This is a genomic window from Epibacterium sp. ABZ3_068 (assembly GCF_056159265.1).
Genome location: NZ_JBSWUV010000001.1, coordinates 1,850,288 through 1,863,629, shown reverse-complemented (window position 1 = coordinate 1,863,629; position 13,342 = coordinate 1,850,288). Strand labels below are relative to the sequence as shown.

Annotated in this window: 10 protein-coding genes; 9 read left to right on the top strand and 1 reads right to left on the bottom strand. The window is 54.0% G+C overall.

The annotated features are described in order from the left end of the window. Positions 1–400: 400 nt before the first annotated feature. Both ACXAEW_RS08940 and ACXAEW_RS08935 read left to right on the top strand, forming a co-directional pair. Positions 401–1,158 (top strand): IS5 family transposase gene (locus ACXAEW_RS08940; RefSeq protein ID WP_474940988.1). Its coding sequence is split into 2 segments (ribosomal slippage): positions 401–725 and positions 725–1,158, totalling 759 coding nucleotides; the frame shifts between segments, so codons are not numbered across the junction. 1,288 nt (positions 1,159–2,446) lie between these two features. After that, complete coding sequence (locus tag ACXAEW_RS08935; protein WP_474940987.1) at positions 2,447–4,498, top strand: TonB-dependent receptor; 2,052 nt, start codon at positions 2,447–2,449, stop codon at positions 4,496–4,498. Between the two features lie 711 nt (positions 4,499–5,209). Here ACXAEW_RS08935 and ACXAEW_RS08930 read toward each other — a convergent pair. Then, positions 5,210–5,809, bottom strand: coding sequence for a recombinase family protein (locus tag ACXAEW_RS08930; protein ID WP_474940986.1), 600 nt, complete (start codon positions 5,807–5,809; stop codon positions 5,210–5,212). A gap of 316 nt (positions 5,810–6,125) precedes the next feature. On the opposite strand from ACXAEW_RS08930, the gene ACXAEW_RS08925 reads away from it, so the two are divergent. The 7 genes from ACXAEW_RS08925 to ACXAEW_RS08895 all read left to right on the top strand — a co-directional run bounded on the left by ACXAEW_RS08925 (position 6,126) and on the right by ACXAEW_RS08895 (position 13,341). Continuing rightward, a protein-coding gene (locus ACXAEW_RS08925) for an IS3 family transposase (RefSeq protein WP_474940315.1) occupies positions 6,126–7,303 on the top strand; the annotation gives its coding sequence in 2 pieces (ribosomal slippage) (positions 6,126–6,372 and positions 6,372–7,303; 1,179 coding nt in all). 925 nt (positions 7,304–8,228) lie between these two features. Next, a complete protein-coding gene (locus tag ACXAEW_RS08920; protein ID WP_474940985.1) occupies positions 8,229–8,423 on the top strand; it encodes a hypothetical protein in 195 nt (64 codons plus the stop codon). Continuing rightward, the gene (locus ACXAEW_RS08915) at positions 8,386–10,332 is read left to right on the top strand and encodes a type VI secretion system Vgr family protein (RefSeq protein WP_474940984.1); all 1,947 of its coding nucleotides are present in this window, start codon (positions 8,386–8,388) and stop codon (positions 10,330–10,332) included. The genes ACXAEW_RS08920 and ACXAEW_RS08915 overlap by 38 nt, the downstream gene beginning before the upstream one ends. Further along, positions 10,332–11,183 carry a hypothetical protein gene (locus ACXAEW_RS08910; protein ID WP_474940983.1) on the top strand — a complete coding sequence of 284 codons (852 nt, stop codon included), beginning with the start codon at positions 10,332–10,334 and terminating at the stop codon, positions 11,181–11,183. Before ACXAEW_RS08915 ends, ACXAEW_RS08910 begins: the two co-directional genes overlap by 1 nt. A gap of 199 nt (positions 11,184–11,382) precedes the next feature. Beyond that, positions 11,383–11,916: a hypothetical protein gene (locus ACXAEW_RS08905; RefSeq protein ID WP_474940982.1), complete on the top strand. Its 534-nt coding sequence runs from the start codon at positions 11,383–11,385 to the stop codon at positions 11,914–11,916. Next, positions 11,904–12,569: a hypothetical protein gene (locus ACXAEW_RS08900; protein WP_474940981.1), complete on the top strand. Its 666-nt coding sequence runs from the start codon at positions 11,904–11,906 to the stop codon at positions 12,567–12,569. Before ACXAEW_RS08905 ends, ACXAEW_RS08900 begins: the two co-directional genes overlap by 13 nt. Then, a complete protein-coding gene (locus ACXAEW_RS08895) occupies positions 12,460–13,341 on the top strand; it encodes a hypothetical protein (protein WP_474940980.1) in 882 nt (293 codons plus the stop codon). The genes ACXAEW_RS08900 and ACXAEW_RS08895 overlap by 110 nt, the downstream gene beginning before the upstream one ends. Position 13,342 lies beyond the last annotated feature (1 nt).

Genomic DNA, 13,342 nt, shown 5'->3' with positions numbered 1-13,342 from the left:
ACATTTGCAAAGTCGCAGGATCTGGCAGTTGAGCGGCTGCCCAATGCTGCACGAGCAAAGGAAGGATCGGACCTTCGCTGCGCGTGCAGCCGCCAACCAACATCGAACGGAAGTGATGCGGACAAAGCGGACGTTTAGTTCGGAAACTAGTAGATCGAATCTGACACCTGTATTACTAGTGTCATATGAGGCATTTTGAATTTAAAGCTGGCTGCATGTGCCTTGATTTGGTGGACACTCTATCCGCGAGAGGTTCGGAAGAAGTTGACCTGCTTGCTGCTCCAAAGGACATCATTCGCTGGACGAAGGCTGGTAAAATGAAGTCCTATTCCTTTAGGGTCTGGACCCATTGATTTCCGCTTGGCTACGTGATTCACGGGTCGAAAATCGAGCGGTGAACATGTCTGATCTATTCTGGCTGACGGATGCGCAGATGGCGCGTCTTGAGCCCTTCTTTCCCAAGTCCCACGGCAAGCCACGTGTTGATGATAGGCGCGTGCTGAGCGGTATTATCTTTATTAATCGCAATGGCTTGCGTTGGCGCGACGCCCCCACTGTCTATGGGCCGCACAAGACGTTGTACAACCGCTGGAAGCGGTGGAGTGATAAGGGTGTTTTTGCCCGGATGATGGCGGGTCTGGCTGCCGAGCACGTCGAAGAAAAGACCGTCATGATCGACGCCACGTACTTGAAGGCCCACCGAACGGCGACCAGTATGGCCGCGAAAAAGGGGGGCGTGGACGCCTGATCGGCCGGACCAAGGGCGGCATGAATACCAAACTGCACGCCATCTGCGACAGTCAAGGACGCCCTCTCAATCTGTTTGTCACGGCAGGACAGGTCAGCGATTATATCGGCGCGCGGGCATTGCTCAGCAGCCTTCCGAAGGTTAATTGGCTGCTTGGGGATCGCGGTTATGACGCCGACTGGTTCCGAGAAGCGTTGCAAGACAAAGGGATACGAGCTTGCATCCCTGGCCGGAAGCAGCGGAAGAAACCGGTGAAATACGACAAGCGTCGCTACAAACGGCGCAACCGGATCGAGATCATGTTCGGAAGGTTGAAGGATTGGCGGCGTGTGGCAATCCGATACGACAGGTGCCCGAAGGTCTTCCTGTCCGCAATCGCCCTCGCAGCACTCGTTATCTATTGGCTATGAGTCCTGACCCTAAGATATCTCTCTGAGACGGTCTCAAACAAAGAGGAAATTGACTGAAGCCTGTTTAGCACATCTATAAGATCGACCTTCGATTTTTCAAACGACGATAACTCACCAGGATAGTATAGGCTAAAAGGTAGGTCTGGAGCGTTCATCAACTGCAAAAAAAACTTGCGATGCGCAATAGGAACTTCCGAACACGCTGATATGCTATTGTTGTAGATGGCAAGGCGGCTAGAGTCACTCCTCGACTGGACTGCCACCCCGCCGCTACGATCGAAGTCAGTGTAGCCAGGACTGACAGCTTCAATGCAACATCATCGCGAGTTGGCTTCCACGTCTCTATTACCTATTTTCAAATTTCGACGACTGAATGACCCGATATAATCATATCTAAGGGTTTGCTGTAGTTCACGATCCAATTTGACCCTAGACCCAAATGTATACTTGAATTTAAAGTAGTCTTTGCGACGCTATGCGGGATAGCCCGAATATTTTGGTGTGTCACAGTTCTTTCAAAGCCGCCGTTCGTAGCAGGTGCAGCATTCGGTAAAATGGGCTCCGAGCCGCCTTGCGGCGGTGCGGCAGCACTGTTGCAGCAAAACAGCGCTCGATCCTACCCGCCTTATGACGCCAGCCAGCCCTTTCGGGACATTCACGCGAGGCGGATCAGTGCCACTGCTGCAGGCGCGAAGGAAACCGACGGGTTTCCCAAGAGAGGACCTTCAAACATACTCGACAGATTGGAACGATGTTGCGCCTCGCCCGAATGTCAGCGAAGCGCAGATACCGTACTTTGCAAAGTCGTCGGATTTGGCCGATTAGGGACCGTCACATGCTGCAATGCAAAAGGTCAGCTCTATCGGACGGGCACAAAGCGACTGCCGTAAACGCAGTTAACAGAACCGCCGGGATTCTGCCGGATTGGGTCATGGTTTTTTCACTTCGAAGTCACACAAGAGTGATCGCTCAACAGCGCTGGATTTCGAAAAACTCTCAAAACGGCCTTGAGTCAAACGCCTTTTATTATAGGGAATTGCTGAAATAGGCAGGTTAAGCCTTTCGCTGACTCACCCAAAATTGAAATTGATCTGGAGAGACAGTGATGGCTAATCCCTCATTGCATAACTCGCATGCAATTTTGCATTGTACGCGTTCAAGAATACTGGCCTCTACGCTCCTTGCCGTTCCGATTTTGGCATCGGCAGCCTCGGCTCAAACCTTGAGCTCTAACAGCGGCGACACTTCCACCGTTTTGTATACTGGGGAAACACAAGATGTAGGCGAAGTGTCTGAGGACGGCGCTTTGATGTTGGAAGAGATCGTAGTCCGGGGGGAGCTATTGGAGCGTAGTCTTCAAGACAGCCCCACTTCAGCTGCCGTGGAGCGTGGCGAGACTCTGGAACGCCGCGGTGATCGGGATTTGTTTGATACCATCGAACGGACTGTAAACGTTAATCAGACAGGCGGCGACGAGGGTATTTCAATTCGGGGCGTCAGCCAATTCGGTGTCGCACGGGCGTCGTCGTCGCCTTTGATCTCCACGCAGGTCGATGGGATCGCCTTGCCAGACACAACCGCGATAACTCGTGGGCAATATCCTACTTGGGACGTAGATCAGGTTGAGATTTTACGCGGGCCACAATCGACGCAACAAGGGCGCAATGCATTGGGCGGTGCAGTTGTGATCCGTACGCGTGATCCGATCTACCAAGATGAGTATCGCTTTAGAACGGGTTTTGCCAGCCGCGATGCCTATGAGGCTGCAGTATCGTTGAACAAGGTTCTGGTTCAGGACCGTGTCGCCTTTCGTTTTGCGGCTCAGACAATCAGCGAAGACGGCCCTGTCGACAACCCGACCTTGGGTCGTGACGATTTTGGTGAAGTTCGTGCGGACAGCTGGCGCACAAAATTGCGGGTCAATCCAACAGAAAATCTGGAGGTGATCTTTTCCTATGCCGAACAGGAGAATGTGATCGGTGAAACCCGGATCGACAATGATCTGTTTCCGGGACAGGTCGTGAATACGTCCGAACTGTCAACATCCAATATACTGGATACAGAAACCGCTGGACTGCGCGCGACATACAGCTTCTCTCCGTCTCTCAAACTGGAGTTTGAGAGCAGTCACTATTCCGACCGTTTGTTTGAATTCATCGACAGCGATAGAACCTCGCTGGAAACCGGCTTCACAACAGGTACGGGCGAAGCTGAGGTCTTTGAACAAGACATCCGTTTGCTGTTTGAAGGCACGGGCTATCGTGGAGTGGCTGGTCTGTTTTATGCCGAAACCGAGTATCAACGCCGCTCCAGACAGGAATTTGAAGGCGTCGGATTGCCAATCAACCCGTTTACCGGCGCGCAGTTTGGCCAGTTGACCACTGACGGCGGCTCTACCAATACCTCCCGCAATACCGCTATTTTTGGTGAAGTCGAACTGGATGCAGACCGTTGGTTGCCGGGCTTATCCTTTACTTTGGGCGCGCGATACGACCGCGATAAGGTGGGACTGAACTCCTTTGCGACGGCGACCACATTTGGGTTTGACGTGCTTACGCCGGTCGATGTGTCCTTTGCGCGCGAGTTCGAAGCCTTCTTGCCAAAGCTTGGCACGACCTTTGAATGGCGTGAAGGGCTGAGCACGAGCTTGACCTATCAGCGCGGATACAGGGCAGGAGGTTTTGCCTTTAACGCGGTGACTGGGACCGCCAGTGAATTTGATGAAGAATTCACCGACAATATCGAACTGGCCTTCCGCGGTGAATTTTTGGAGTCGCGCCTCATAGCCAATGCGAACGTCTTTTACACGCGTTGGTCCGATCAGCAGGTGCGTCGCGACTTTACCAATTCACTTGGTCAATCTGATTTTTTGATTGAGAATGCAGGAAAATCAGAGCTTTACGGCGCGGAATTTTCTGTGTCCTACGATGTGGCTCCCAGCTTTAATGTTTATGGATCGCTTGGCCTGCTGCAGGCAGAGTATGTTGATTTTATTGCCGGTGACAGTTCCAACCTAAGCGGCAACTCATTGCCCAACACCCCTGAAGCGACGGCTTCGATTGGCGCAAGCTATGGTTTTGGAAATGGGCTCTCCTTAGGTGTGGATGCAACCTATACAGGGTCGACCTTCACAAATGCGGAAAATACGCTCTCAACGGACGATGCGCTGCTGGTCAATGCGCAACTGAATTATATTGATGGACCGTTCAGCGCAGGTCTCTACGTGCGCAATATCTTTGACGAAGAATATGCAACGACGCGTCTGGACCAGGCAGGAACGACCTTCGCCAAATCAGGAGAACCGCTGACGATTGGAGCCTTTGTGCAATACGAGTTTTGACCAATAACTTCGCATGTGCATCAGCGTTTGTGGGTGGCTCAACGGGCCGCCCTTAATATTAAAATGTCTCAGGAACTCAGGCAGAGACGCCGCAAACTTGGCTAGGGCCATGCCGCCATGACTTCGCCTTTATCAAACCCCACTTGACGTACGCAATCCTTGGACTTCACGCTTCTCATCTTCAAAGAAGTGCTTTCCAGAGGCTTCCAGAGCTTGGGCTAGTTCCGTTTTGTCAACCGCAGCAGCTGAGGTTGCCAACAACAGGAGTAGAGTTTGGAAAAACTTCATAATTGGACCACTAAAAAGCCGTTTGAAGAAAAGATACTAAAGTACAAGTTCACGCAAGAGAAGTCATTCGCGCAGCCGCCGTGAAAGTCGGCAACGTCCCGCAACTCTACCGTTAAATGATGTTTGACGGCTGCACGCGCAGCGAAGGTCTGTTCTTTCCATTGCTCGTGCAGCATTGGACCGCCGCCCGGGAGGCAGATCCCGCGACTTTGCAAAGGTCGCAATCTGCGCATTGCTGACCTTAGTGCAGTGTGCAGCATCGATCCAAGGGTAGTGCGGGCTTGAATGGCCGCTAATCCTTCTTGAACATGAGCCTCTCGCAGACGCGGCGAACTTCCGGAAACCGCCAGATCCTGCCCACGGCGGACTCCGTGCTGTCGCTGGAAGGGTCGGCTGTAAAGGGTTGGAAGGGATCGTCGGCCATCAACGTTTCGGCCCCTGCCGCGACAGCGTGCGATAGACGGTTGGCCGCGAGACAGAGAAGAGCTCGGCCAAGTCCGACACCGAATACTCCCCAGCTGCGTGCATCCGTGTCAGCTCCGCCGCCTGCCGGTCGGAAAGCTTGGGTTTCTTGCCCCTCAGCTTCCCTTTGGCGCGGGCCACCGCCATGCCCTCGCGGGTGCGAAGCCGGATTAGGTCGGCTTCGAACTCAGCGAAGGTCGCCAGCACGTTGAAGAACATCCGTCCGATCGGATCGGCCGGGTCGTAGACCGTGTTTCCTAACGCGAGGCGCACTCCGCGCTCAGCTAGCCCGTCGGCGATGTCGCGCGCGTCCGGGACTGAGCGGGCCAACCGGTCGAGCTTGGAAACAACCAGCGTGTCGCTCGCGCGCACGGAAGCCAACGCCTGAGCTAGTCCAGGTCGGTCGCGGTTGCGCCCAGTGATTCCATGGTCGGTGTAAATGCGATCGGGGGCAACGCCGAGGGATTCCAGCTCCGCACGTTGCGCAGCCAGATCCTGAGCGTCGGTAGAACAGCGGGCATAGCCGATGCGAAGGTCTGTCATAGGAGAAATATAACGCAAGAGGTCCGCTCAGCGATAAACAAATCGTACCAATCTATCGAGACAATGTTTCCCCAGCAGCAGCGGAGGCCAGATGCGAATTCAAAACCGTCCGGTAAAGGATCCCCTTGCGGACGCGAGTAAGCCGATTACCGGGACAGCACGATCCATGCCGCGACTGCGAGAAGTCTAGCAGAAACGGCGGGAAGCCGTCATTCGCCGCGTATGCGAGAGGCTCACGCTCAAGAAGGATTAGCGGCCATTCAAGCCCGCTGACCCAGCCCCCTGAATTCCGGCCACTGAGGTGTTAGTAATCCGTCCAAGCAAAGGATGGACTATGAAACGCAGATTTTCAGACGAACAGATCATTGGGATGATCAAAGAATACGAAGCCGGTGTGAAAGCCCAAGAGCTGTGCCGGAAGTACGGCATCAGCGATGCAACGTTTTACAAATACAAAGCCAGATTTGGCGGCATGAACGTGTCCGATGCGAAGAAACTGAGAGCGCTGGAAGACGAGAACAATCGTCTGAAGCGGATGTTGGCAGATACGATGCTGGACAATGCGGCCTTGAAAGACCTCGCGACAAAAAACTACTGACGCCTGATGTGAAGCGCAGGGCCGTGTCGGACGTGATGGATCGGCACGGCCTGTCTGAGCGTCGGGCGTGCGAATTGGCGGGCCTGCATCGGTCTGTTTTTCAATATGAGAAGCAGGATCAGGGCGATGACGCCCTGCGCAAACGACTGCGTGAACTGGCGAACGAGCGCCGTCGGTTCGGATATCGCCGTTTGGGCATCCTGTTGGCCAGAGAGGGTTTTGAGGTGAACCACAAGAAACTGTTCCGGCTCTACCGCGAGGAAGGGCTGGCCGTGCGGCGCAGGCGTTCTCGTAAGCGGGCTCTGGGCACGCGCAGGCCGATCCTGGTGCCTGAACGGGCAAACCAGCGCTGGTCGTTGGACTTCGTGTCAGATGCCTTCGCAGACGGCCAACGGTTCCGCGTGCTGTGCATCGTGGATGACTGCACCCGAGAAGCACTGGCTACGGTCGTGGATCGCTCGCTGTCGGGTTCACGCATGACCCGAGAACTGGATGAACTGATCCGCCGACGCGGTCAGCCCGACATGATCGTCAGCGACAACGGAACGGAAATGACATCTCATGCTGTGCTGCGATGGTGCCAGGACACTGGCGTTGGTTGGCACTACATCGCGCCAGGAAAGCCCATGCAGAATGCGTTTGTCGAAAGCTTCAATGGCCGCCTGCGCGACGAATGCCTGAACGAACATATCTTCGGCAATCTCGCCGAAGCCAGAAAGATAATTGAAACCTGGAGGATCGACTACAACACTGAACGACCACACACTTCACTTGGCGGGCTGGCTCCAGCCGTTTGCGCCAGTCTCAACCGTGCCACCCGGCCTGCCTCGCTTGAGCTCCGCAAGGGCTCCGCTCAGCAGGCCTTGACCGCAACCCAATCAACAGAAAGAAACAAGAACGGGTTCTACACCTGAACGGACCGGATCAGGGGGCTGGGTCAGATCTTGATCCGGATCTTGAGGTGAACCATTTCCCGGCGAACCCTCTGTTTCATCTTCCGTCTCAGCGGCGCCATCATCATCAGGAGCCTCATCATCAGGACGGCTCTCGTTGAGGGTGGTATCGGGAAATTGGATTGCTGCCAACCGCCGCGCAATATTATTCACAAGATCGCGGACAGCATGGCGGGTTCCATAACTTGTAACTGCTGCGACCGCTGCTGCAGCAGCGCTTGACCTGCCTATTTCAGCAATTCCCTATAATAAAGGGCGTTTGGCTCAAGGCCGTTTTGCGAGTTTTTCGAAATCTAGCGCTGTTGAGCGATCACTCTTGTGTGACTTCGAAGTGAAAAAACCATGACCCAATCCGGCAGAATCCCGGCGGTTCTGTTAACTGCGTTTACGGCAGTCGCTTTGTGCCCGTCCGATAGAGCTGACCTTTTGCATTGCAGCATGTGACGGTCCCTAATCGGCCAAATCCGACGACTTTGCAAAGTACGGTATCTGCGCTTCGCTGACATTCGGGCGAGGCGCAACATCGTTCCAATCTGTCGAGTATGTTTGAAGGTCCTCTCTTGGGAAACCCGTCGGTTTCCTTCGCGCCTGCAGCAGTGGCACTGATCCGCCTCGCGTGAATGTCCCGAAAGGGCTGGCTGGCGTCATAAGACTTCTAGGATCGAGCGCTGTTTTGCTGCAACAGTGCTGCCGCGCCGCCGCAAGGCGGCTTTGAGCCCCTTTTACCGAATGCTGCGCTGTGTTTTTGGGGCTGTTTTGCAGCAATACCGCTTAACACACGTCTTGCGTGCGGACGTTCGGCTTGCTACCTCCTTTGGCATTAACTGTTTGTTGGACTCATATTTTGAATAGGCATTTTTCGCAGCAGGACCGCCAGGGTCGGCTGATGACCGCGCTTGGCGGGGACCAATTGGTGCTGTTGCGCATGGATGGCCGTGAGGAGATCTCGGGGCCGTTTGAGTGGCGCGTTGAGGCGCTGTCCCTGCAGGACCAGATCGATCTGAACGCGCTTTTGGGCTCCCATGCCACCGTGGAAATCGACCGTGGAAATCGACCACGCCCAGGGCCGTCGTGCCTTTGACGGGATTGTCTGCGAAGCCAGAAGCCGGGGCGCGTTTGAGAACGGGTTTCGCTATGATCTGGTGCTGCGGCCCTGGCTGCATGTTGCCTCTCTGCGGCGTAACATGCGGATCTTTCACAATAAATCGGTGATCGAGATCATCGAAGAGGTGCTGGGAGCCTATGGCGCCATGGGCAATCCGCATCTGGAGATCCTGACCTCTGGCGTCTATCCGGTGCTGGAATACACCGTCCAATATGGCGAAAGCGACGCGGATTTCATCCGCCGCCAGCTGGAGCGCCATGGCATCAGCTGGTCGTGGAAACACGCCCCTGGCTCGCACACGCTGGTGCTGAGCGATGCCGCTGTTCAGCTGCCCGAAGTGCCCGGTGGCGCGCGCCCCTTTTACGGGGTCGAGGGGTTTCACCGCCACGAGGACGAACATTTCCGCAAATGGTCAACAGCCGCTCGGATCACCACCGGCGCGGTGCGGCTGACCGAGTATAATTTCAAAATTCCCCATGCCACCCAAGAGGTTGACCAGCTGGGCGATGCCGCGCATCCGCAGGGCGATGTGGAAAGCTATGACTGGCCCGGCGATTATCTGACCCAGGATGAGGGCCGCCAGGTTGTGACCCGCCGCCTTGACGAAGAACGCGGCCAGGCCCCACGTCACGAGGCGGTCGGCGATGTGGTCTCGCTGGGCGCGGGCTGGCGGGTGACGCTTGCGGGTGATCCGGTGTCGGGCGCCACGGGGCAGAGCTTTGTCTGCCTGCGGGCCGAGCACCAATTCCGCGCGCAGGGCTATGGCTCAGGCGACGCAGGCGGCGATGAGACCCCCTATGAGGGCGCTTATGTCTTGATGCCCGACAGCGCCCCCTTCCGACCGGAACGGCGCACCGCCGCCCCGCGGGTGCAGGGGCCCGAGACGGCAGTGGTTGTGGGCGAAGGCGAGATCGACTGCGACGAACACGGCCGCATTCTGGTGCGCTACCACTGGGACCTCGACGGCGCGCATTCCATGCGCGTGCGGGTCAGCCAGAACTGGGCCAGCAAAGGCTGGGGCGGCATGGTCATCCCCCGCATCGGCATGGAAGTCATCGTAGAACACCTCCGCGGCGACCCCGACAAACCGATCGTCACGGGATGTGTCTATAATGGAAAAAACAAGCCGCCGTATGACCTGCCGGAGCATAAGACACGATCGACATTCAGATCGGAAACCCACCAAGGGCGCGGGTTCAATGAGCTGCGTTTTGAGGATGAGAAGGGTGAAGAAGAAATTCGATTCCATGCCGAAAAAGACTTCAATACAGTTATCAAACACGATCGATCAAGTGTCGTTTCTGGTCAGTCGGTGGACACCGTTAAGGGAAACCGCCTGACGGAAACTCTTGGCGTCACTGTAATGACGAGTTTCGGTGGAATAAACATTTCTTCCGGTCCGACAGCCTTGAAAGAGACGTTGATGCGTGGCTTTGGAAATTTCTTCGGCAAAGTATCTAGCACAGGAGACGCGCTCAAGCATGCCTATGTCGCGCGTTTCCGACCCGGCGACATAAATATAATGGGTGATCTCAATATAACTGCATCCGCTGGCGATAGCATGATGTTACACGCGAGTAGACAAAGCGTCAGGGCGTCGGGAACAGATACCCACGAGAACGTAGGGCGAAATTACAGCGTAAATGTCGGGAAGTCTCGTCGTGCTCACATTTTGAAGAATGACTCTGCAACTGTGACAGGATCCAAAACGGAACGTGTTGGAACCTTCTATGATCTAAATGTAGGAGAGCGCACAGTGTTCAGATCAGGTGCTAGCAGAATAGAACTAAACTCTGACGGATCGATTGTAGTGTCTGGCAAGAATATAAAAATTTCGGGTGAAGAAACAGTCAAGATTGAAGCCCCAAGGATAGACCTAAACTGATGCAAGATTTTGTCCCACCACCGATTGTTCAACCAAACCAAAATGGTCGTGACTACCTGATTGCCCTTTGCAACCTCTTTGATGCACCTTTCGATGAGATCCCTGAGGAATTGCAAAACCCCGCGCTGCAACTGTTTACCGGGCTGTACATTTTTCCGGCAATTGAAGGACGCCGTGACAGAGCGGCCGCGCTGAATGAATTGGACGACCTTTGCAACGAGTACTTCCCGCTATCAGAGATTGAAGGGCTTTGGCCTCACATTAAAGATGGTTTGGCGCTCAATTGGGGGTCACAAGGTGGCACAATTCGCGGATCATATTACCGGGTACGGGCCGAGATGATCGTGTATCACTCCAAGTGGCGACGGCTGACAATGGGAAATCCGGACGATCTTGTGACGGGATATCGTTGGCGTCGTATTGTTACAGGGCTTTTTGAAATGGTCGTGGGAATTGTCGGTGCTGGAGTGGCTTACGGGAGTATCGATGGCGTCTTAGGAAAAGGCGTTGAAAATGCCATTGCTAGTCAGGGCAATGCACCCAAACGTATTGCAGATGGGTTTAAAGCTGGCGGGCAGCGCCTGATGTCCGGTGGGAGCGGCGTAATACAAGCGGCGACGAAGGGTCGCGGGGTCGTGGCACTTGGATCTCGAGGCGGCGCCATGGGATTACTTGGTGTTTATGTCTTCGGTCATATGTATTCTGCTATTAAGGATGAGGAAGACGATATTCGTGATGCAATCACACTCCGGGTATTGAGCGGGGAGATAGATGAGATTTATCTCGATGACATAAATGGTCCAATTGATGTCATTCATGACATTATGAATGAGACTTGGTGGGAAGAATGATTAAAGCAACAAAGACGTTTCTTCGGATTTCATATTACAATGGGTTTGCCGTATCTTTTGTTGTGACACTCGTTACGATGTCAGCGATAGGAGGTTTTAAAGGGTACCTTGTCGGGGTTCTTCTTGGTGCTTGGTCGTTGGCTGGGCGACGCTTGATCTCGCTCACGTATTTTGCGGCGAAAGAAGTCGGCAATGGAAAATGGGTGGAAATAAACATAAGCCCCCTAGAGAAGTAATTGCAGGTCTTTCTATTGAATATGCCGGACTGGGAAGAATGATCACGGCGGGCGGAACGGTCACACCTGAAAGTGGCCGGACGAGCCCACTTGCGGTAGTGAATAGCCAATACTTCCGAAACGGTGGCACTCTTGGTTTCGCAATGTCAGCGTTGTTGCAAGACCCTGAATCGCTTTCTGCAATGCGACCGGGCGGAATGGTTATGAACGCAGCAACCGAAATCGCCATCCAATCGGGAGGAGAATACACAGTCGGCAGCCACGAGGGTATCACCTTTAGCGCCAAAGACATATTCTCTGTTACCTCAGGAGATGACGTAAAGCTAACGTCGCACCAAACCATTTCGCAATACGCGGCAGGCAATATGGTAATGGCATCGGATGGCGCAATGATCTTGCGCTGTGGGACTGCCGAAATCATGCTCAAACCAAATGGTGACATCGCTATTAGCGGCGCCAAGATCACGGTGAATGGAGTTTCCATATGGCTCAATTAACAACCGCTCTCGCTCTAATGAGCGTCATTTGGGCAGGAGCAGCTGTTGCAGATAAATTTTCACCAAAGTTGTATTTCTGTGCAGATACGCCTGACACATTGATTACGGTGTCTGATGCTATCCATGCTGCGATTTATTTTAGGGACTTAAGGCAGGGCGTGAAAGCTCTGAATGTCGACGCCTGCAAGGGGCTGCGTATGCAAACGATACTACAGGTTGCCAAAATTGACGATGCGGAAATACGGAAGACATCCATTTCAGCGCTTTCTTTCGCGCAATTAGGGCGGCAAATGCAGATCAATGAGCTAGAGCCACGCTATGCAGGGGACATTGATTTCCTGTTGCAGGCAGCGCTGACCTGCACCTTAGCTGGTGAAGAAAGAGGGTGTCTGAAAGACACTATCAATGCCTTACCAGAACCTTTTCTAGCCAGTTCTCCTGTGTTGTGCGACTTTGCTGTTAACCCCACTGTGCCCCTTGCTGCGACCGAAAAGCTAGAATCCGCACCGTTGGTGTGTGGCAGTGGCGTCACGGGGATAGAGCGTGATGTACTGCAAAAGGATTGGCTGGTCCGCGCGTCGTATTGGGGGCTTATCTCAAAATCTGATTTTGGCACTGTACCTAGTAACGACACTGGCGCAAAGGCTGAATGAAATGGGTATCAAAGACGGATTGGACATGTTTGGAAGTCCTGCGTTGGCTTTGCCCGAGGACATTGGGTATGGCCCTTTTGCATGCGCCATACCCAATGACGATATAGCTCGGCCTGCAATGGCGAACACGGAAACTTTGTTTCGCCGCGAACGTCGGTTTGAAGAGAGCCTTTTGACCCGAGGTTCCGACACGATTGCAGTGGGGCAAATTTACATCAATGACACGGTTCCTCCGAACTCTTTTCGGCGTGTGCATCAACATTTCTCGATGCGATCGGTCCGCCATTTGGACGGCAACGCTTTGGTGCGGATCTGGGGTGACCCAATGGCGATAATTGAAGAGGGCACGGGGCAACTCGCGCCCGGCCCGGAAGGAGACACTTCTATTCAAAGAGCTGTCGAGACTTTGGACGGTGTCAATGCGTTAGCACGCCCGACAATGTCTTTCCAAACGTCATCCTACAAAATCCGTTTCCGTTTGCCTGGCTATGAGCCTGTAGACAGCAGTGGCCACCCCAATGGCATACGCAATATCGACAACATTGTGACTTTTGCTCCCGGTTTCATCCCTTCTGCAGGCAACATGCTTGCAGCCAACCGGATTGAAACCTTCCCCTTTGGCAATAGCGGCGGTTTCATCAAAGAGTTCGACCTAGAATATCAGATCGGAAATGTAGTGCCCTTGATATTTGACATTGTGAATCACAATCCAATCTATGCCATTCAAGCGGCATTGAGTGTGTTTGTTCTCTTAGACCGTACGGAGGGATGAA

Bases quoted from the DNA above. Each gene is read 5' to 3' on its own strand.
- ACXAEW_RS08905 (WP_474940982.1), top strand. From the start codon at position 11,383: ATGGGTGGAAATAAACATAAGCCCCCTAGAGAAGTAATTGCAGGTCTT.
- ACXAEW_RS08910 (WP_474940983.1), top strand. From the start codon at position 10,332: ATGCAAGATTTTGTCCCACCACCGATTGTTCAACCAAACCAAAATGGT.
- ACXAEW_RS08900 (WP_474940981.1), top strand. From the start codon at position 11,904: ATGGCTCAATTAACAACCGCTCTCGCTCTAATGAGCGTCATTTGGGCA.
- ACXAEW_RS08920 (WP_474940985.1), top strand. From the start codon at position 8,229: ATGACCGCGCTTGGCGGGGACCAATTGGTGCTGTTGCGCATGGATGGC.